We start from the raw sequence: 19,866 nt of genomic DNA, 5'->3' as shown, positions 1-19,866 counted from the left end.
AGAACGTCGTCCCGCACTTCGCCGGCCCGGCAGTCCACGTCCTGTGGCCAGGTTGACACGATGCGTCGGAGGTTCCCGGTGAGCGGGCAAGCGCCCGTGCGCGGTGAGCCCGACGCGGCTTCCACCAGCTGTGGAAGTCGGCCGCCATGCCGGTGAGCATAAGCGCGTTGATCTTTTCGAGGCGCGGCTTGTCCTAAGCGCATGGACCTGATCAGCGCAGCCAGTAGGTCCTGCCCTCAACGCCCCATTCGCCGAAGGACGGGGACTGGCCGCGGTCGATCGCGCGGATCGACGGGCGTCCGATGTGGGCGAACACGAGCCGGGCGACACCAGCGCAGGTGGCGCGTTCGGCGGTGTTCAGGGTCGCGGCGTGGCCGCCGACGCCACCGGCGAAGCGGATCGGCCGGTCCCAGCCGGCCGCGTCAGCGAACATCAGCTCCGCCCCAGCGGCCCAGTCGGGGAAAACCCAGAACTCCGGTGCCCACACGGCGCGGTGGCCGTGCTGTTCGATGAGGTAGCCGTAGGTGGGGTGCGAGGTGTGTTCGACCGGCAGAGGACTCAACCGGACCCCACCGGCCTGGTACTCGACCACCCCGGCAGGCACGCCGAGAGCGGCACTGCGCCGCCGGATCGAAGGCATCAGCTCCGCGCGTTCGTCGCAGACCAGCCAGGCACCGATCTGCTCACCTTCCTCAGCGGTGCCGCCGCCGTCGATGACCACCCGATGCCCCGCCCAGCGCACCGCCAGTCCCGCGGGGCGGTAGCGGGGCGAGTTCATCGCCCCCACACCCAGCAGCGTCAGGTCCACTCCTGCACGATCCTCCGGCCGCAACGCCTAGCGCACCCCGGAAGGCAATCAATCCAGGCCGTGTGGCCTGCACCAGGCAGTGCCCGGTGCAGGCCACACGGCGGCCCGGTCGCCGACCGGCGGGCATCGGCGCATCCCCCCCAGCGATCGCTGAAGGAGTTGTCCATGAGCACCGTGGTGACCACCGCAGCGGAACTACGCCCGGTAGAGGTCGGTGAGCAGGGCGACGGCGTCCTGCGACGCGGGGTGCGGGTCGTCGCGCCACCAGATCAGCCGCACCGCGATGGGAGCGGCGTCGCGCAGCGGGCGGAAGACCACGCCCGGACGCGGGTACTGGGTGACGGTGCTCTCCGCAGTGATGCCGACGCAGCGCCCGGTGGCGATGACGGTGAGCCAGTCGTCGACGTCGTGGGTGTATTCGACGGCGGGCCGGTTCTCCGGTGGCCACAGTTCGGTGGTCGTGGTGCCGGTGCGCCGGTCGATGATGAGGGTGCGTTCGCTGAACTCCTCCAGCCGGATGGAGCGGCGGCGGGCCCACGGGTCGTCGGAGGCCACGGCGCAGAACCGCCGTTCCAGTCCGACGATGACGCCGTCGACGCGCCGCTGATCGGGCGGGGTGCGCACGACCGCGATGTCGCAGGCGCCTTCGGCCAGCCCAGCGGTGGCGGAGTTGGTGCGGACCAGGTGCAGCTCGACGTCCGGTCGCAGCGCCGTCCACCGGCGCTGGAAGTTCACCGTGTGGCGGCCCATCGCGGACCAGGCGTAGCCGATGCGAAGCCGGGTGTGCCCGGAGGTGGCTTCGCGCTCCAGTTCGTCGGCCTCGGCCAGCAGCCGGCGGGCGCGGGCGAGGACCTGCATGCCGACGGCGGTGGGGACGACCTCGCGGCTGGTGCGGCGCAGCAGCCGGACGCCGAGGGTGGTTTCCAGCGAGGACAGCGTGCGGGACACCGCCGCCTGGGAGATACCCAGTTCGATGGCGGCGTCGGTGAAGGTGCCCTCGTCGACGATCGCGACCAGGCAGCGCAGCTGCCGAAGCTCCACATGCATAACCAAAGCGTATAGCTGAGGCACTGGATGCATTTTGCGGAAGCTTCGCCGGCACGCACGCTCTGGTGCATGCAGACGACAGAGCACGCGCACCGGCCCGTGACCACCTCGGCTCCCGTCGCCGACAATGGCGGCCGCTACGCGGGTATCGCGATGATGCTCGGCAGCGGGCTGTCCAATCAGGTCGGCGCGGCGATCGGATCACTGGCGTTCCCGGTGATCGGCCCGGCCGGTGTGGTGGCGGTGCGGCAGTGGGTCGCCGCCGTCGCTCTGCTGGCGGTGGGCCGACCGCGGCTGCGGTCGTTCACCTGGCGGCAGTGGCAGCCGGTCCTTCTGCTGGCCGCGGTGTTCGCGACGATGAACCTCTCGCTCTACAGCGCGATCGACCGCATCGGCCTGGGCCTGGCGGTGACGCTGGAGTTCCTCGGCCCGCTGGCTGTCGCCCTGGCGGCCTCGCGCCGCTTGGTGGATCTCGGTTGCGCGGTGGTGGCCGCGGCGGGTGTGGTCGCGTTGACCCGGCCGCAGCCGACGACGGACTACCTCGGCATCGGCCTCGCGCTGCTGGCCGCGGTGTGCTGGGCGTCCTACATCCTGCTCAACCGCTCGGTGGGCCGCCGGTTGCCAGGTGCCGAGGGCACCGCGGTCGCGGCCGGGCTGTCGGGACTCTTGTTCGTGCCGATCGGCATCGTCGTGCTCGTCGAGAATCCGCCGACGCAGGCCGCGCTGGGGTGCGCGGCGGCAGCGGGCATCCTGTCCTCGGCGCTTCCGTTCCTCATCGACATGCTGGCGCTGCGCCGGGTCCCGGCCCATTTCTTCGGCATCTTCATGAGCATCAACCCGGTCCTGGCGGCCACGGTCGGCCTGGTGTTCCTCGGCCAGACCCTGCAGGCCAGCGAGTGGCTGAGCATCGCGGCCATCGTCACCGCGAACATCGTCAGCGTCATCACCACCAGCCGCCAGCCCAGGGTTTAAAGCTCACAGGACTACTGGAGTACGCCTCGCTCCTGCGCTACGCGCCGAAAACCTAATGAGATTTGCTTGTGCTGCAAGGCGTTTCGGCGTTCTTCCTGATCCAGGCCGACCAGTGCGGCCAGGTCAGCTCCGCGCACGCCTCGTAACGACGTCCCGCCCCAGCCGAGGTGTTCCGGGTCGCCGGCGACGACGGAATCACCGACGAAGCACACGCGAAGACCGGGAATCGCCGTAAGGATGGTGCCTAGACGAGTAAGTCTGAATACGATCAGTGATCGTAGGCGGTGAGTGAGCGAGTGACTGGCTGGCCGGTGCGTTCATCTCCTACGCAGCAACACATCAAGAAGCCCTGCCTACACCAGCTCCTCTCCGCGCTAAGGACACACACAAAGCCCTACTAGGCTGGCTCGCGGATCGGTCTCCCGCAGCGGTCGTAGCGGGGCGATGATGCGGGTGGAGGCAGTTCGATGCACCCCGCCGGACCTGAGGAGCTCGTGCGCGCGGCTCGCCACGCGGGCGTGACCGATGAGCGCGTGCTCAGGGTGTTGCATACGACGCCACGTGAGGTGTTCGTGCCGTTGGAGGCTCGCACCGCCGCCTACGACGATGCGCCGCTGCTGATCGCCCACGGCCAGGTCACGACGCAGCCTTCGTTGTCGGCGCTGATGCTGGAGGGTCTCGCGCTCACCGGCGGCGAACATGTTCTTGAGGTCGGTACCGGGGTGGGTTTCCAGACCGCGTTGCTGGCTCGGCTGGCCGGCGATGTGGTCAGCATCGAGTGGTGGACGGATCTGTCTGGGCAGGCCGGCCGTGCTCTGGCGGCCGAAGGTGTGAGCAATGTCGAACTGGTCGTCGGAAATGGCAGCCGCGGATTTCCTCAGCGGGCTCCGTTCGACGCGGTGCTGGTCTCGGCCGCTGCACCGGATGTCCCTGCTGCGCTGGTCGAGCAGTTGCGCCCGGGTGGGCGTTTGGTGCAGCCCATCGGGATGGGCGGCGATGAGCAGGTGGTGCTGTTCGAACGGCGGGAATCGGGACTGCGGCGCGTGGATGTGCTTGCGCTGGCCCGATTCGTGCGGCTGCGGGGTGGCGACTGAGCATCATATTTTCGTCACCGTGACATAACTGATCAAGGTGATTCCTCTTGGGAATCCGGTGTTTCAGCGTCGGTTCGGTGCGTTGCGCTGGCGACGAGGTGCGCCGGGTCGCGGGTCAGGGACAGGGCGACGTGGTCGTAGAGCTGGGTGATCGCGGCCGAGGAGTGGCCGAGGGCGTCGCGGCGGTCTTCCAGGGCCGCTCCTCTTTCCCGGGCGATGGTGTTGAAGGCGTGCCGCATCGAGTGCGGTGTGATCCGCTGGGGCATCGGCACCCCGGCCTGGGCTGCCAGGGCCTGCACGAGCCGGTAGATCTGGTGACGGTTGACGCGCCTGCCGTGCCGGGTGACCAGCAGCGCGGACGTGTCGGCGTCAGACGGGCGGGCCTGCAGGTAGGCGTCGAGGACGGGGGCCAGCGGAGCCGGGATCGGTCGGGTGCGGATCTTGCCGCCCTTCATGCGCACGGTCAGCACTCGAAGTCCGTCGCGCTGCCCGAGATCGGCCAGGTCGGCGTTGCACAGTTCGGAGACCCGGATGCCCAGGTCGATCAGCAGCATCATGGCCAGGACCGCTGCCTGCGGGCCGAGGGTGCGGTGCGGGTAGCCGCGGCTGCTGGTCAGCATCTGCGCCGCCTGTTGTTCGGAGACGCTGGCCGTCGTCGAATGCCGGCGGTCGTAGCGCGGGCGGGCGGCGTCGCGAGCAGGGTTGGCGTCGATCGCCCCGGCTCGTACTAGGAAGGTGTACCAACTCGAGACCGCAGCGAGCTTGCGCGCCCGGGTCGAAGCGGCGAATGGGCGCCCGGTGCGGGGGTTGGTCGCGGCGGCGAGCTGGGCCGCGTACATCTGCACCTCGGGCAGCCGCATCGTCAGCGGATCGAGGTCGCGCTGGGTGCACCAAGCCAGGTACTCACGCAGATCGCGCGCGTAGGCGGCGCGGGTGTCCGAGGAGTCGGCGAACGAGCCCAGCCAGGCGGAAATCAACGCGGTGACGGTGTGACCGGTCCGCGTGGTCGCCGCCAGCAGTTCCGTTTGCGCCCCCACCGGCCGGGCTCCGGCACCAGGCCCCAAGACGATCTCCATGCGTGGATCTTACCGCACATAAGCGCGATTATGCGCGGTGGCTCTCCGGCAATTCTCCTCGTCGAATTATTGTTTCGTTTGGTTTATAACGTTATTCAGGTAAGGTCACTTAATTGGTGGTGGGAGTGCGGAGGCGCCGAATTAGGGCTTGCGGGGGCGCAATGGCGCGGCGCTACTTCTCGGGAACACCCACGTCGACCGCTCCCCCCGTGGCCCGCTCGTCAAGGAGGTGGCGGTCTTGCGGGGCGGGTACCTCGGCGGGACTGGCCGGGGTCGGGGTGGGCGGATCGCGGTCCGGGGTGTGGTGGCCCCCGGGTTAAAGTCCGGTGTGGTTTGCGGGGACCGGAGGTGGGAGTTGATGGGGAACCGGCCGAGCGCGCAGGAGCTGGCCGCGGCAGAAGGGGTGAGGATTCCGGACGTCCTCTCCCCCGGCTTGCGGGTGCTGTTCTGCGGGATCAATCCGGGTCTGTGGTCGGGCGCCACGGGTTTCCACTTCGCGCGGCCGGGCAACCGGTTCTGGCCGGCGTTGCACGCCTCTGGGTTCACCCCGCGTCTGCTGCGGCCGGACGAGCAGGCGGAGTTGCCTGGCCTCGGGTTGGGCATCAGCAATTTCGTGGCGCGGGCCAGCGCGCGGGCGGCTGAGCTCTCCGACGAGGAGTTGCGGGCAGGCGGGTTGGCGTTGGTGGCGAAGGTGCGGCGGTTTCGGCCAGAATGGGTGGCCGTGGTGGGAATCACCGCTTACCGGGTGGCTTTCGGCGAAAGGCGGGCGACGGTGGGCCGGCAAGACCGGCGAATCGAGGGTGCCGGGGTGTGGGTGTTGCCGAATCCCAGCGGGCTCAACGCGCATTGGACGGCGGGCACCCTGGCTGCGGAGTTCCGCCAGTTGCGGCAGGTCGCGATGGGCGACGAGACGCCGCAGCAGGGTCTTGGCGGTAGCGGCGGCTGACCCGGATCGGACCGCCGGCGGGAACCAAACGATGCTGGCAGGACTGGGTTTTCCGGCAACTTGGCGGATCTTGATTACGCCGAATGGCCGTGCTGGCACTGGGTGTGATCCCGGAACGAGAGCTAGGGAACACGGGGTGTGCTTTATCTGTCCGTTACCGGTAGGGTCTGATCCGCCGGTGAAGGAAGCCCCTGATCCGGTGACATTGGCCGTTTGCCCCCCGCAGAGTCGATACGGATGACTATTCAAGACGACCTTGCTCGACCGTGGTTCCAGCCCGTGGACCCGTCGGAAGACCCGCAATCGCGACTGGACCCGGGACCGCCGACAACCCGCATCGTGGGCCAGCTGCCCTTGGACGAGGTGGTCGTCCCGGCCCGCCCGGCGGTGCCTCCACCACCACCGATGGCCAACGCCCCGTCGCGGGTGGAGGTCACCCAGCCCTACATCCCCGCGATTCGCCATGAGCAGCCCGAGTTCGCCAAGCGGCTCAACGCCGGCCCGTCGGCTGCGGCCGCGGGTATGACGGGTCCGCAGCCGCAGGCTTCGGTCACGGCGCCGACCGAGCGGACCAAGCCGGTCGCGCAGGCTCCGGCTCCGGCTGCGCCGGCGAAGAAGCGCAGCCTGGTTCGCCGGGTGGTGCGTCGTATCATAGGTCCTGATCTGCTACGCAAGGATCCGCCGAAGAAGAAGCGGTCGTAGCGGAGCGAGAAAGCGGTGGCCTTGGCACCGGCGCAGACCTGCATCCTGCGCTAGTGCCAAGGCCACTGTTGTATCGCGGGCCGTGTTCCCAGCCGTCAGGTCAGGTCCCGGTAATAGGCCCAGGACGCCCGAAGCTACGGCGAGCCCCAAAGTAGCCACCGGCTAGCGCGCTGACCTGCGGATCAGGTCTTGGGGGTGGCGTTGGCGAGGTGGCGGTAGATGGTGGGGCGGGTGACTCCGAACTCGTCGGCGATCTGCTGGACGGTGTAGCGGCGTTTGCCGTCGTCGTCCTTCTCGTCGTACATCAGCCAGGCGAGCTTGACCTGGCGGGGGCCGAGCCTGGGCTTATGGCCCCCGGTGCGGCCGCGCGCCCTGGCGGAGTCCAGGCTTTCCTTGGAGAGCCGGATGCGGAGCTCCAAGGACCGGCCGAGCCGGTCGAGCTTGGTCACCACGAGCTTGGTCGCCCTCCCGGTTGACCGACAGCGGCGCCTTGTCCAGCTCGGGCCTCCTGGCGAGCTTGCCGGACACCTTGTCGATGAACACCTTCTCGCACCCGGCGGCCTCCAGGGCGTCTTTCTGGGCATCGGGGTGCTGGTCGCGGGTGGACACCCGCGCGTAGCCGATCCGCATGGCGCGGACTGTATCGCCAACCCCCGACCGCTTTACTTTGGCGCGTACACGGCAAGCGTTACACGCGCCACCTGGGCCAATCCAAGATCAAGAATCTTGTAAAGCGGACGATCGTTTCTGTTCACCGGACCGCGGAGGCGACCGCCTCCGCCAGAGGATCACCGTACAAGGGGGGTTGTGCTGGCCTTCGGCTGATGCCTTCCGGCGGGAGCGGGCAGGGCGCCTTGGCTCAGCCCAGCGCGTCCATCAGGGCGGTGACACTCCGGCGGCGCGGCCGCCAGCCGCGAACCCAATGGTTATTGCGTAATCCGCACCTCGTCCTCGACGGACACCCGGTGGTACGCCCTCCTTCGGCGCCTGGAAGCCGCCGATCTTCTGCTCGAGCAGTTCGGCCAGCCGCAGCGGGGTGCGGTCCTCGAACGCCGGACCGATGAGCTGCACTCCCACCGGCAGGCCCTCGGGGGACCGGCCCGCTGGTATGGCGGGGGGGGGGGGGGGGGGGGGGGGGCATGGTGGCCAGGCCTGCCCAGACGAGTTGGTCGAAGTACGGGTACTCGACGCCGTCGATGTCGATCCGCCGTTCCAACAGATTGGGGTCGTGGTCGTGCGGGAACGCGGGAGTTGGCGTGATCGGACACGCCACGGCATCGAACTCGGCGAAGAGCTGCCGCCAGCCGTGGCGGTGGAGTTCGCGACGGTTGTTCGCCTCGACCCAGTCGCGGTGGCTGAACACCATGCCGCGCAGCCGCGTCGCGCCGAGACTCTGGTCGTCTGCGCTCAGCCCAGCGGCGCGAGTCCGCAGCTGCTCGTACGCTCCGACCGGAAAACGTGCGACAGAGCCCGAAAACAGCAACTGCGTGTAGAGCGTCGCGGCTTCGGTCAGATCGGGCAGCAGCGGACTGCGCCGTTCGACGCGGGCGCCGCCGGCGACTAGCGCGTCGGCCACCCGGTTCACGCCCGCCCGCACAGCGGACCCGGTCGGAATGAGCGGATGCTCGTCGAGGACCAAGACCCGGAAGTCGCGGAGCCGCTCGTGGCGCGCGGGCGGCAGCGTCAAGTCGTGCGCGACGCCGAGCGTCAGCGGGTCCGGCCCGGCCATGACGTCGAGCAAGAGCGTGAGGTCGCGGGCGGTGCGCGCCATCGGACCGACGACGGCGAGGTCGAGGTCGACCGGCAATGCCGGCGCGGGCGGCGGGACCATACCGCGGTTCGCCGCCAGCCCGAGTGTCGGCTTGTGTCCATAGACACCGCAGAAATGCGCGGGGGTGCGCAACGAACCGGCGATGTCAGAGCCAATGGACAGCGTGCCGAATCCGCACGCCAGCGCCGCCGCTGACCCGCCGGAGGACCCACCCGGCGTGCGACCGTGATCCCACGGGTTGTTGGTGGTGCCGTAGATCTCGTTGAAACTCTGCAGATCTTGCAGCCCCAACGGCACATTCGGACATGGGGACCAACGGAACAGTCAGTATCGGTGAGAACGATCATGGTCCGGGAGGGCGTTGACGCGGTTCTCGTACTCGCGGCGGGCCTTGCGCTGTGCCGAGATGACCGGGGTTCCCTGAGCACCGTCGAGGGGCTGGCAGCGGTCGAGGAGAGCGCGGTGGACCGCAGGTACGGCGGTTACACGCAGGGTGTAGCCCTGGCCGCGCCGGACGGTGACGCCCTGGTCGAGCGCGGCACGCTCGGCGGGCTCCAGGTCGGCTACGCGGAGGAAGTCCGCGACCTTGCCCGGCATGTCGAGGACGACCGGCAGCTCCGGAGCGGGGGCGTCCTGGTCGACGGCCGTGTACTCGGGCAGGAGGTCGGTGACGGCGGTACGGATGGCGCCGCGGCTGACGTGGTGGTCCCGGGCCAGGGCGGCGATGGACTGGCCGCCCCGGTATCCGGCGCGTACGGAGGCGGCCCTCGCGGCCGTGACGACCGGGCGGCGCCCACCCTTGTTGCCCTTGGCTTCGGCGGCCCGTAGTCCGTCGTAGGTCAGTTCCCGCTGGAGGTCACGCTGGAGTTCGCCGGCGGCGGCGAGGGTCTGCACCATGAACTTCACGGTGGACAGCAGCTCTCCGGTGCGCGGGTGGCGGGCGGTGAGGTCCATCGCGGAGAACGCGCCGTCGTGGATGCGCAGGGCGAGACGGTCGCGGTGGAGGACATCGAGCACGTCGAGGATGTGAGCGGTGCCGCGTACGAGGCGGAACATCTCGGAGATGTGCACGGTGTCGCCCGGCGCCGTAGCGCCGGATGTCCTGTGGTGCGGGGACATCACGCAGATCGACACCGACGAGGGACCGCTGTACCTCGCGATTCTGTGGAATCAGAATTGTCCCATTTGTGCATGTTTGCCGTGGCTGACGTCGGCGATCGGTAGCAGCGTGGCGGATGGGGGAACGCCGATCTCGCGTGGGGTGGGGCCCGCTGGGGTGGGGATGTCGGTGAGTTTCTCGAGGAGGTCGTCGAGCGCGGCTTGGCCGTCGTCAACGGCGGTGCGTTCGTCGTCGGTGAGCGGGATGCTGGCGAGCATGCGTTGGAGATTTTCCTTGGCCTCCAACAGTTGTGCTTTGGTGGAGTCTTTGGGGGTGTAGAAGTCGCAGCGGGCGCAGGCCATCCGATGTGGACATTGCTCGAAGAAGGTGTAGGTGCAGTAGCCATGGCCGAGGTCGTAGTGTTGCCAGGGCTGTCCGGTTGAGGCGGCTCCGGAGGTGACGGCGGCGCGGTCAAGGAGCACCTCGATGGTGCGGACGTTGCGGGCGAAGTAGCCGGCCTCGGTGTAGGCCGTGGACAGGGTGTTCGGGGTGATCTTCGCGTAGTGCTGGGTGCTGGCGGGATCCTTGTGGCCGAGCCAGGCTTGCAGCTCGAACAGCGTCATAGGTTCTTTGGCGTTGTAGAGCTGGCTGGCGATCGTGGAGCGGGCGCGGTGGCTGGTGATGTTGCCGCGGACATCCGCGGTGGGGACACCGGCTTTGCCGCAAAGTGCCGGAATGATGGTGTGGTTGATGTAGTCCTTGGCGATCGGCTGCGCGCGGATGGAGAACAGCAGGTCAACGTGCTCGCCGGTCTTGCGGTCCAGGCGGTGGGGCTGTGCGGGCCGTTTGGCCTGCCAGGCTTCGATGGCTTGGCCGATGATTGGGTCGACGGGCTTGGTGAAGGCGGTGCCGGTCTTGTGGACGGGGACGTCGAGCAGGCAGACGGCGTTGCAGGCGAGGACGTCGGCCGAGTTGGCGGTGATGGGTTGTCCGTCGTGCTGCCAGCGGATGCAGCCGACGCGTAGCCGGGAGAGTTCGTCGCTGCGTAGCCCGGAGAACAGCCAGGTCAGGGTGATGGCGCGGATCAGGTCCATGGGGTAGTAGGCGTCGGCGGAGTTGCCAGGCAGGTCCGCTGGCTGCAGGTTCAGCCCGGCCCAGAGCAGCTTGGCCCAGACCTCGTCGGCGATCACGCGGGGGTTGGTGCCGATCAGGGAGGCGACGCTGCGCGGGACGGCGAGCGCCCGGGCGGGGTCGAACCGGCGGGGGAACCAGTCCCATTCCTGGCAGTCGCGGAAGAACATCCGGGTGGCCATGAGGATGTGGGCCTTGGTGCGTGGGGAGATCGGTGTTCCGGCGCGGGCGTGGATGTGGTCGCGGCGTTGGACGTAGTCGCCGACGGCCATGCGGTCGACGGCGGCGACCCAGGCCGCGCAGGTCTTCCTGGTCCACTGCCCGGGCTCAGTGGTCTCCGGGTGTTCGGTGGCCAGCCACCGGCCGACCTTAGCCAGGATCGTGCGGCCGGTGGCGCGGACTCGTGGGGTCAGCGGCGAGGTGGCGTGCCAGCGTTCGACCCATGCCGCCCAGGCCGGATCGGTGCCCTCGATCCCGGGAGCGTGGTTGTAGCCGGAGCGGACCGGTGGGTCGCAGTGGCCCAGCGCGGCGACCGCGCGCTGCAGCGCATAGAGCATCTCGGAGTAGCGCCCGCTGTTGGCCGGGTGGGCGCGCAGCGCGGTGAACGCCTCGGTCGTCAGGTCTTCCAGTCGTGGGCTGCGGTTGATCAGCAGGGCTTGGCTAAAGATGCCGCGCAGCCGGTGCTTGACGCGTAGCGGGCCACGGTAGCCCCACTGATCGAGAATGCCGGCGGCCTGGCTGATCGCGGCCTCGACGATGTCGTCGCCGAAGACCAGGCAGGCCAGGTGCAGTCGGTTGAAGTTGCCCAGATGGTGGAAGCCGGTGAACCCGCCGAGGAGGTAGCCGAGGGCGATCAGGAACGGCCGCACCGTCCGCTCGGTGGGCAGCGTTCTGGCGGCGAGGAACTCCTCCGCGTTGGAACCACCCAGTCTTGCCCAGTCCCACGCCGTCCAGGCCCAGTAGGACCGGCCGGTGTCCACGCAGTGCTGCAAGACGAGTGCTGCCGCATGCGCCCCGGCGCGCCGGAACCGGATGTCCTCGCCATGATGCAAGACACCCCGGGCGGCATCGAGCGGCTCGACCAAACGGTCCAAAGCCTTCCAGTGGGTCGCGGTCCGCCGCGGGATGCCCACCGCCCGGTTGCGGCGCAGGCCCGTCGGGCCCAGCGCCAGCACCGCGGCGGACTCGCCATCGGCTAGCTCTCCCCGGCGATCCCAGCCCCGCCCGTCGACGTGAAAGCTCCACGGCGTGCGATCGTCGTGGCGCCCAGGCTCCCAGGCGGAGACGGCGGTGTTCATGCCGAATCCTCAGTGGTTCCAGGGGAGTTCGCCTCGGCGAGAGTGCCCACCCGCCAGGCGTGGATCTGCGCCATCGAGGAGTTCAACTTCGCTGCCAAGTCGCGCCCGGACAGATGGATGTACCGCAGGGTCGAATCAGTGCTGCGATGACCGGCGAAGGTGGCGATCGCGTGCACCTCCCAGCCCGTCCGGGCCAGATCCGTCAAGCACAAATGCCGTGTGGTGTGCGTGGAAAACCGGGGAACCCCGGCCGTCAGCGCGATCCGCCGCACCACCTTCGACCAGGTCCACAAACTCAACGGCTCGCCATGGTTGCGCCGCGACTCGGACAAGAACAGCAGGCCCCTTGCCCGGCTGAGCATGGCCCGATGCCGCAGGTATTCGGCCAACAGCAGCCCGGTGGGCGCCGAATACGGCACCACCCGCTCTCGCCGGGTCTTGGTCGTCTCCGCCCGTACCCGCAGCGTGCGGTGAGCAGGGTCGAGATCATCGGTGCGCAGCGAGCACAGCTCCTCCCGCCGCAACGCCGCGTCGTAAGCCAGCGCCAGCATCACCCGGTTGCGGATCGGTTCGTCGCGGAAGACCGCCAGCAACTGCAGCCATTCGGCATCACTGGGAATCCACGGCAGTTTGACCATTCGCGGCACCAGCGGCCGACTGCCCTGCCCAGCGCGGAAGCGCCGACCAGGCGTGTACGCGCCACGGCCCACCGGGTTGGACTCGCGCAGTCCCTCCTCGATCAGAAAGTCGTAGAACAGCCGCACCGGCACCAGCCGCTGCTGCAACGTGGCGTTGGCCAGCCCGGCACCCGAGTCCAGGGCCACCACGTTCACGCCCCGGCGGCTAGGCCGGGTGGTCAGCTCCCGTACGAACACGGCAACCTGCGCGCGAGTCGCCGCCAACGGATCAACGTCGTGACGCTCACACGACTCCAGAAACTCGGCCAAACCGCGGGCGTAAGCATCGATCGTTCGAGGCGCCCGCCCCAGATCCGTCCAGATCCGCAATCCGTCCAGATCCGCAGCCACTCCGCCGCCCGCTCGTGCCGCCCGAGCACCGGCCACTTCTCCATGACGATCATTGACAGGCTCAACGGCACACCCCTGCACCCGCTGAAGGCCAACTCCCTAGATCCACTCAGGAGCGTGATTCCACGTAACTAATACAACCGAGGACCTGTTCTCCCGCCGGATGCTCGGGTATGCCATGTCCGAACACCACGACTCGGCCGTAGTGGTGGCGTCGCTGCGGATGGCCGCTACGACCCGGGGCAGAGAGGTCGACGGGGTGATCTTCCATACCGATCGCGGATCGGAATACACCGCGGCCACGACGGCGGCAGCTTGCCGGGCGCTGGGCATCGTTGAGTCGATGGGCCGGGTTGGATGTGCGCTCGACAACGCCGCAGCGGAGGCGTTCAACTCCACGCTGAAGGTCGAGTTCGTGCACCGGCACCACTTCGCCACCCGCGTCGAGGCCCGTATCAAGATTTCGACCTGGATCGCGGACTTCTACAACACCACCAGACGAGACAGCACCAACGACGGGCTCGCCCCGATCACGTACGAGCATCACATGGCACGAGCACGGACAGCCTCAACCGTGCAGCTCAGGGCCGAAGTGGCATAACACGTCTCCACGATTCCAGGGGATTGACAGTCGACTGCTGGTCGGTCGACACCCGCTTGTAGACCAGGTTGGCCATGCCGCTCCCCGTGTCGGTGGTCGCGTCCGACCCTGGCTGTCAGTAAACCCTGTCATCATCCGCCATCGGATCTCATTGGATCGAGGCCCCGGAAAGTCCGGGTTCATTTGGACGCCCGCCGCGCCTGTCTTCATTCGTTCGTTTGATGACAGGGGCCAGATACGGCGGTCAGAAATGGCAACCGCCCGGCTGTCAACAAATGTGACAGTAACCCCGGGTTTCTGTTCCGTTCCTACCGGACCCCCTAAATAGGTGAATAGTGGGCGATTCGGGCGACGGTTTGTGGTGAAACGGTTACGTTCTGGGGCATGTGCAGCAGACTTCTATGGTCATCGAAGCTTCGCCCCGGTGACGGCAATGTGCTTGTGGGCCGGAGCATGGACTGGTTCGCAGAGACCGGTACGGTCCTGGCGGTGCGTCCGCGTGGTGTGACGCGCAAGAGCGCCCCCAATTTCCCCCACGACCCCAAGCCCTTCGAGTGGGTGTCGACGTACGGCAGCGTCGTCGCGCTCATGCACGGCGAGGCCGTGGTCGACGGCGTCAATGAATCAGGGCTCCAGGTCAGTGGGCTCTACCTCTCCGTGTCAGACTACGGAACGCGTGACCCCGAGCGCCCTGGTCTTGAGCTCTTCTCGGCTATCCAATGCCTGCTCGACCGCTTCGCTACCGTCGAGGAAGCCGTCAAGGACATCGAGACACAACGTGTGCAGCTCATCGAGATGAGGATCGACGGCAAGCCGGGGACGGGCCATATCGCGCTCGCGGATCCGACGGGCGACTCGGCCATCATCGAGTTCCTCAAGGGCAGGACCACCGTGCACCACGGCGACAAGTACACCGTGATGACGAACGAGCCCGAGTACGATGCGCAGTTGGTGAATCTGGGGAAGTATGAAGGCTTCGGAGGCGTTCAGCCGCTGCCCGGAGGGGTCGCGCCGACGGATCGTTTCGTACGCGCCGCGTACTACTCCAAGCAGCTTCCGGCGGCCTCAGACGCGCAAGAGGCCGCGGCGTACGTGTTCAGCGTGATCCGTAACGCCTCTGCCCCGTTCGGCATCGTGGATGAGCTACACCCGAACGTCTCGCCCACTCGCTGGCGTACCGTCACCGACTGCACCGAGCGGCGGTACTTCTTCGAGTCCACCCGGAGCCCGAACGTCGTGTGGGTTGAGCTGTCGCAGCTGGATCTCGCCGAGGGCCGCCCGGAGCTGATCCTCGACCTGGTGAACGAACCCGACCGCGTCGGCAATGTGACCGGCGAGTTCGTGGCGTCAGGGTCCTAGGACATCGGTATGGGGGGCAGGCCTGAGTCCTGCCCCTCATACCGCCACGGCTCCCCAAGCCCTGCTATCCCTCTCGGCCGTATCTCGGCTGGGCCCCCTCTTCGGCCGCCCCGGACGGCGGTGCGGTACTCACTCGTCCCGGCCGTCGTCGTCATCGTCGAGGTCGACGGCGTCCGGGTCGCGCAGAGGCCGCAGCCCCTGGAACGGCTGGGACGCGGTGAAGCTGTAGCGGCCCAGGACGTTCAAATTCCGGTGCTTGAGCGGGGAGAGCCGGGCGACGTCCTCGTCGCGGATCTCGTGGCCCTCGGCGCGGAGCTGGGCGACGGCGGCGTCGATATAGCGCGTCGTCCACAGAACGACGGCGTTCAGAACGAGGCCCAGCGAGCCCAACTGATCTTCCATCCCGTCCCGGTACGCCTGGTGGATGCTGCCCTTCTTGCCGTGGCAGATGTCGCGGGCGAGCTTGTGGCGGGACTCCTGGACGGTGAGCTGCTTGTGCATCTGCCGCCGGTAGGAGTCATCGACCGGGTCGACGACGGCGAGCAGGTGAAGGGTCTTGGCGATCCGCCCGTACTCGGCGAACGCCTGCCCCAGCGGGGTGGGGTGGCCCTCACGGCCGAACATCCGCAGCAGGTCGTAGGCGCGGACCTGGTTGGTGACCAGGGAACCGGCCACCCGCAGCATTTCCGGCCAGTTCGTGATCACCTTCTTCACGTTCACCCTGTTCCGCGCGATCGCCTCCAGCGGCCCGTACCCGCCGGCCGCCTCGGCGCCGGGCATCGTCGCCTTCCAGAACCGCTGGTCCTGAAGGTCCTTGAAGCGCGGGGAGAAGCGGTAGCCGAGCATCTTGAAGATGCCGAAGACCATGTCGGAGTAGGAGGCGTTGTCGGTGGCGACCATCTCCGGCTTCACCCCGCCGTCCAGGTTCAGCAGAGCGTCCAGGATGAAAAGGGAGTCGCGCGGGGTGCCGGGCACCACCATCTGCCCGATGCCGATGACCTGGTCATTGATCGCGTTGAGCCAGGTGGTTCCGGTCTTCTTCGCGAAGTACTTGGGGCTGGGTACGGCGTTGATGGTGCGGACGGGGACGACAAAGCGCAGGCCGTCGACGGAGGCGAGCAGCCCGTTGCCCCAGAACTTGACGACCGGCACCCGGGCCTGGGCCTCGATCAGCGCGGCGTTCGCCGCGGCGATGGTGTCGGCGCGCAGGTAGTACTGGTCGACGTGGACCAGGTGGGAGCGGGTGAGCGCCTCGTGGTTCGGGTTGATGACCGGGGTCATCCCGATGTTGCACGCCTCGCTCACGAGCAGGGCGACGACCGAGGTGGCCAGGTCCTTCATGCGGGTCTTGCCGTCGCCCAGGTGCACGAAGGCGTCCAGGAACCCGGTCCAGGCGTGCACCTGGAACAGCAGGTCCGGCAGGTCGATCTTCGGGAGCATCTTCTCGACCCGCTTGCGCAGCCAGTTCAGCGACTTCGGCTCGCCGAGGGCGTGGAGCTTCTCCACGTTCAGCTTCGCGCGGCCGTTCGGCTGCACCTCGATGCTGATCTTCGCGTCTGTGCCGGCCTCTTCCAGGCGCTCGGCCATCTGCTTCCACATCGCGTCCAGCACGTCGATCAGCTCCCGAAGGTGCTGTTCGGCGTCTTCCGGGAGGCTCAGGCCCGCCAGGACGTCCTCACGCACTGCCTCCCAGCCCTTGCCCTGAAGCAGCCGGGCGCGCGGATCGGACCAGCGGTGCGAGGGGGAGGCGAAGATGTCGCGGCGCTTGAGCGCGCGGAAGAGCTGTTCCAGCACGCACACCACGTACGCGTCGCGGTCCACCGCCCCCTGGGGCAGCTCGGCGTTCGCGAACACCGCCTTGCGCCAGTGCGCCGGCACTAGCTTGTCGTCGACCTCGCGCGGCAGCAGCGGCTTCTCCGACACCTTCCGCCGCACCAGGGCCGGCAGTCGCTGCACCCCGGTGAGAATCCTCCTGCCGCCGGGCGCCGCATCCAACGCCTTCGACTCGCCCAGCAGCGACAGGAACGGGCGCACGGTGTTGTAGCGCAGCGCCAGTGCCCCGCGCAGCGCGGTCTCGGCCGTGTCGTCGTCCTCCGGGACCAAGCTCACCACCGTGGCGGCCGCGCTGGAGAGCGTGGCCCGGGGAGCGATCTCTTCCAGCGCCCGCCACAGAGCGGCCGTATCCACCTCACAGCCGGTCTCGTCGATGAGCTCCAGCTCCTCGATGACCACCTTCGAGATCCTGGCCGTGATCCGTGCCGCCTTCTCCAGCTGCGGCAGAGTCGACAAGCGCTGCTTGTCGGTGGACCGCTTGGCGGTGCTGATCAGCCGGGTAGCCATCAGGATCTCGAACAGGTCCAAGGCGTCGTCGATCGCCTTGGCCTCCAGGTGACGCATCACCGCGGTGAGCATCGCTGTGCGCTTGGGCTCCGGGGTCCGCTCCAGCTTCGGTGCCTTGGTGCCCAGTCCGTACCGGGCCAGCGCGGACAGCCGGTTCGGCGGGATCTGCTCCAGCTTGAGGCGTCCCAGCTGGAAGGACGCGATGTCATCGACCCGCTGCAACGCGGCCTTCATCGCGGTGCCAGTGGTCCGTGTCGGCGGCCGGCGCATCCGCTCCAGCTCCGAATACCGCTTGCCCTCCGGCGTCTTCAGCGTGGCGACCAGGTCGGCGGGCAGCGCCGGATCCGCCCGCCGGGCCGCCTTGGTGACCGCCGAGTGCAGCCGCTGCTCCGCGATTCCGCGGACCTCGGCGACCTGCCGGGCCAGCACGCTCACCCCCGGCAGCAGCACCCGGTTGCGGCGCAGCCAGCCCACCGAGTGATCAAAGAGCGCCTTGGGCCCCTCCGCGTGCGCCGTCCATGCCCGGCCGTGCAGGAACGCCCGGAACTTCCGGCCCTGATCATGGTCCTCGAACAGGTGGTAGCCGTACGCCTCACGGATCTCCCACGCATGGTCGTACACCGTCTGCCGCCGGTCCGTGTACCGCTTCACACACGAGGCGTCCTCGATGCCCAGCTGCCCGGCCAGGTGCTCCACCACCGGCCACGGCACATCCAGCGGGTCCTCACCCAGGAACAGCCCCACATACCGAACCGTGCACATCTGAAGGGCGAACCCGAGCTGGTGATGCTGTGTACGACGCAGCGCGATCAGATCCCGGTCGACATCGTCGAGGAAGAAGAACCGCTCCAACTCGGGCCGTGTCGGCTCGTCGGCGAACTTCCCGTACGCCGCAGCCTGTTCATCAGTTAAAAACTCCACCGGCATGCGGCGGACATAACCACCCGCAGCGAGGGACCGTGGATCTTTCACTGAAAGTCCGCATGGGGTAGGTCACCTGTGCTAGAAGATCATGACCGCGCGACCATGATCGTTCTCACCGATACTGACTGTTCCGTTGGTCCCCATGTCCGACATTGGTCTTACCGAGCACCACCGCGCCTGCGGCCTTCAGCCGCGACACCTGCACCGCGTCCTCGGCCGGCACATAGTTCCGGTGCGGCGGCATGCCCCAGGTCGTGGGCAGCCCGGCGATGTTGTAGGACTCCTTGACCGTCACCGGAATACCGAACAACGGCCGGTCCTCGCCGCGGGCACGCGCCTGGTCCGCGCCACGAGCGGCGGCCCGCGCACGGTCGAAGTCCGGCACGCAGATCGCGTTGATCACCTGGTCGTCGCACTCGATACGGGCGATCGCCTCGTCGGTCAATTCCACCGAGGTCACCTCACCGGCACGCAAAGCAGCCGAAAGCTCTTCGGCCGCGAGAAAACTCCACTCCATGAATCCGAAGCTATCGGCCTGCCACAGAGGCCATGAAATGCCGCTTCGCGCAACGGGGAAGCCGAACGGGCCACCTTCACCGGCGAAGTCGCGCACTCATTCTGCCATCGAAGATGGCCCACCCCAGGTCACAGCGCCGACAGTGGGCCAACTTCACCGGCACAGGCCATGAAATGCCGCGTCGTTCAACAGGACGGATGTCTCAATTCTTGTCCGCTGACCGTTGATGTTCCCGATCGCCATTGGGTCCTGCCCAAAACATCTTTTGCCGACGGGCAATTGTCGTCATGTTCCTCGACGTCCTGCCGCCGGGAGGGCGTTTCGCCAGTCCGGCTATGCCGCCCTCACGTCCAGGGCCAGGCGTTTGTCCATTGTCGAGCAGGAACCTGCCGTACGGATTCACGTGGGTCCAGAAGAGAGCGCTCAGGGCGCGGCGGTCCTCCGCGCCCATGCGCTTCTCCCACCCGGGATCGTCCAGAACCCGTCGCACCAGAAGGGCGCTGGTGATCGTGCGCACCACGCGGCCCAGCTCCTCCAGGCGAGGTAGACAGGGCGCTTGGGGCCGCCGCCCTTGGTGAACCGGCGCAGCACCTGCTCGGCCTCGGCGGTGCCCAGCCGCAGGGCGGTCGCGTGTTTGACCATCTGGTCGTAGTTGCGCTCGATCAGCTCCCAGTCGATCGGCCGGTTCTTCACCACCCGCTCCAGCCGGGGCCACGCGGCCGGGCCGTCGTCCGGGATGTACAGCCGCACCGACCCGGTGTTCTTCATCCTCGGCAGCTTGAAGCCCAACAGTTCTGTGAACGCGAACCCGACCACGCTGGCGCCGTGGGTGTCGGTGTAGTTGGCCTCGATGTCCGCGTCCGTGCAGTGCCGCAGCAGCCCCTCGGTCAGGGCTTTCTCCACCCGCCGCTGCGCGCGGGCGTTGACCCGGTGGATCAGCCCCGTCAGAAGCTCCACCAGGCCATCGGTGATCTCCATCTGCCGGGTCCAGCACAGCGCCGCCAGCAGCGTGACCCGCACCGGCTCGTCGCAGGCTTTGAGGTCCGAGGGGTACTTCCGCGCGCGGCCCGCGCCCGCCAGGAGCCCACCAGCCGACCGGAGGTGTCGGTGAACAGGTCATCCGGCAGGCCGAGCGCCTTCACCGTGCCTTGCC

At 68.1% G+C, this 19,866-nt stretch carries 16 protein-coding genes and 2 pseudogenes; 6 read left to right on the top strand and 12 right to left on the bottom strand.

Features of this window, described 5'->3' with window-relative positions:
* Positions 1 to 211: 211 nt before the first annotated feature.
* Positions 212 to 808, bottom strand: coding sequence for an MBL fold metallo-hydrolase (locus SSPN_RS0105910; RefSeq protein WP_010692882.1), 597 nt, complete (start codon positions 806 to 808; stop codon positions 212 to 214).
* A gap of 195 nt (positions 809 to 1,003) precedes the next feature.
* The gene (locus SSPN_RS0105905) at positions 1,004 to 1,855 is read right to left on the bottom strand and encodes a LysR family transcriptional regulator (protein WP_029535015.1); all 852 of its coding nucleotides are present in this window, start codon (positions 1,853 to 1,855) and stop codon (positions 1,004 to 1,006) included.
* A gap of 69 nt (positions 1,856 to 1,924) precedes the next feature.
* Between SSPN_RS0105905 and SSPN_RS0105900 the strand changes: the two genes are divergently transcribed.
* Positions 1,925 to 2,827, top strand: coding sequence for an EamA family transporter (locus tag SSPN_RS0105900; RefSeq protein ID WP_044572613.1), 903 nt, complete (start codon positions 1,925 to 1,927; stop codon positions 2,825 to 2,827).
* A gap of 467 nt (positions 2,828 to 3,294) precedes the next feature.
* Positions 3,295 to 3,921 carry a protein-L-isoaspartate O-methyltransferase gene (gene pcm / locus SSPN_RS0105885; protein WP_010692879.1) on the top strand — a complete coding sequence of 209 codons (627 nt, stop codon included), beginning with the start codon at positions 3,295 to 3,297 and terminating at the stop codon, positions 3,919 to 3,921.
* Between the two features lie 32 nt (positions 3,922 to 3,953).
* On the opposite strand, the gene SSPN_RS0105880 is transcribed toward pcm, so the two are convergent.
* The gene (locus SSPN_RS0105880) at positions 3,954 to 4,997 is read right to left on the bottom strand and encodes a tyrosine-type recombinase/integrase (RefSeq protein WP_010692878.1); all 1,044 of its coding nucleotides are present in this window, start codon (positions 4,995 to 4,997) and stop codon (positions 3,954 to 3,956) included.
* A 358-nt stretch (positions 4,998 to 5,355) separates the two neighbouring features.
* On the opposite strand from SSPN_RS0105880, the gene mug reads away from it, so the two are divergent.
* The gene (mug, locus tag SSPN_RS0105875; RefSeq protein ID WP_010692877.1) at positions 5,356 to 5,943 is read left to right on the top strand and encodes a G/U mismatch-specific DNA glycosylase; all 588 of its coding nucleotides are present in this window, start codon (positions 5,356 to 5,358) and stop codon (positions 5,941 to 5,943) included.
* A 279-nt stretch (positions 5,944 to 6,222) separates the two neighbouring features.
* Positions 6,223 to 6,645: a hypothetical protein gene (locus tag SSPN_RS0105870; protein WP_010692876.1), complete on the top strand. Its 423-nt coding sequence runs from the start codon at positions 6,223 to 6,225 to the stop codon at positions 6,643 to 6,645.
* A gap of 182 nt (positions 6,646 to 6,827) precedes the next feature.
* Here the strand turns inward: SSPN_RS0105870 and SSPN_RS62080 are convergent, their stop codons facing one another.
* The 6 genes and pseudogenes from SSPN_RS62080 to SSPN_RS42620 all read right to left on the bottom strand — a co-directional run bounded on the left by SSPN_RS62080 (position 6,828) and on the right by SSPN_RS42620 (position 12,819).
* The gene (locus SSPN_RS62080) at positions 6,828 to 7,094 is read right to left on the bottom strand and encodes a helix-turn-helix domain-containing protein (RefSeq protein WP_237710463.1); all 267 of its coding nucleotides are present in this window, start codon (positions 7,092 to 7,094) and stop codon (positions 6,828 to 6,830) included.
* Complete coding sequence (locus SSPN_RS59345) at positions 6,991 to 7,275, bottom strand: recombinase family protein (protein WP_237710462.1); 285 nt, start codon at positions 7,273 to 7,275, stop codon at positions 6,991 to 6,993. Before SSPN_RS59345 ends, SSPN_RS62080 begins: the two co-directional genes overlap by 104 nt.
* 348 nt (positions 7,276 to 7,623) lie before the next feature.
* Positions 7,624 to 8,716: pseudogene (locus SSPN_RS42625) on the bottom strand (amidase); the annotation flags it as partial.
* A gap of 24 nt (positions 8,717 to 8,740) precedes the next feature.
* Complete coding sequence (locus SSPN_RS0105855; RefSeq protein ID WP_083821841.1) at positions 8,741 to 9,535, bottom strand: recombinase family protein; 795 nt, start codon at positions 9,533 to 9,535, stop codon at positions 8,741 to 8,743.
* A gap of 51 nt (positions 9,536 to 9,586) precedes the next feature.
* Positions 9,587 to 11,944, bottom strand: a complete 2,358-nt coding sequence (locus tag SSPN_RS0105850) for a tyrosine-type recombinase/integrase (RefSeq protein WP_010692873.1) — start codon at positions 11,942 to 11,944, stop codon at positions 9,587 to 9,589.
* Positions 11,941 to 12,819, bottom strand: coding sequence for a tyrosine-type recombinase/integrase (locus SSPN_RS42620; RefSeq protein ID WP_237710461.1), 879 nt, complete (start codon positions 12,817 to 12,819; stop codon positions 11,941 to 11,943). The genes SSPN_RS0105850 and SSPN_RS42620 overlap by 4 nt, the downstream gene beginning before the upstream one ends.
* A 301-nt stretch (positions 12,820 to 13,120) precedes the next feature.
* Here SSPN_RS42620 and SSPN_RS42615 point away from each other — a divergent pair, with 301 nt between their 5' ends.
* Entirely contained in the window at positions 13,121 to 13,573 is a 453-nt protein-coding gene (locus SSPN_RS42615; protein WP_272941751.1) for a DDE-type integrase/transposase/recombinase, read from the top strand.
* A 384-nt stretch (positions 13,574 to 13,957) separates the two neighbouring features.
* Positions 13,958 to 14,932 (top strand): linear amide C-N hydrolase, encoded by a 975-nt coding sequence (locus SSPN_RS42610; RefSeq protein ID WP_063713914.1) that lies wholly within the window; start codon positions 13,958 to 13,960, stop codon positions 14,930 to 14,932.
* 129 nt (positions 14,933 to 15,061) lie between these two features.
* On the opposite strand, the gene SSPN_RS0105830 is transcribed toward SSPN_RS42610, so the two are convergent.
* The 3 genes and pseudogenes from SSPN_RS0105830 to SSPN_RS0105820 form a co-directional block, all read right to left on the bottom strand.
* Positions 15,062 to 18,199 (bottom strand): Tn3 family transposase, encoded by a 3,138-nt coding sequence (locus tag SSPN_RS0105830; protein ID WP_010692869.1) that lies wholly within the window; start codon positions 18,197 to 18,199, stop codon positions 15,062 to 15,064.
* A 130-nt stretch (positions 18,200 to 18,329) separates the two neighbouring features.
* Positions 18,330 to 18,713: pseudogene (locus SSPN_RS0105825) on the bottom strand (amidase family protein); the annotation flags it as partial.
* 423 nt (positions 18,714 to 19,136) lie between these two features.
* Positions 19,137 to 19,733, bottom strand: coding sequence for a Tn3 family transposase (locus SSPN_RS0105820; protein ID WP_010692867.1), 597 nt, complete (start codon positions 19,731 to 19,733; stop codon positions 19,137 to 19,139).
* Between the last annotated feature and the right edge of the window lie 133 nt (positions 19,734 to 19,866).

Origin of the sequence: Saccharopolyspora spinosa NRRL 18395, from assembly GCF_000194155.1 — a bacterium.
Classification (GTDB): Bacteria; Actinomycetota; Actinomycetes; order Mycobacteriales; family Pseudonocardiaceae; genus Saccharopolyspora; species Saccharopolyspora spinosa.
Note: the sequence above shows the minus strand (reverse complement) of the source record. Positions and strands in the feature narration are given on the sequence as shown.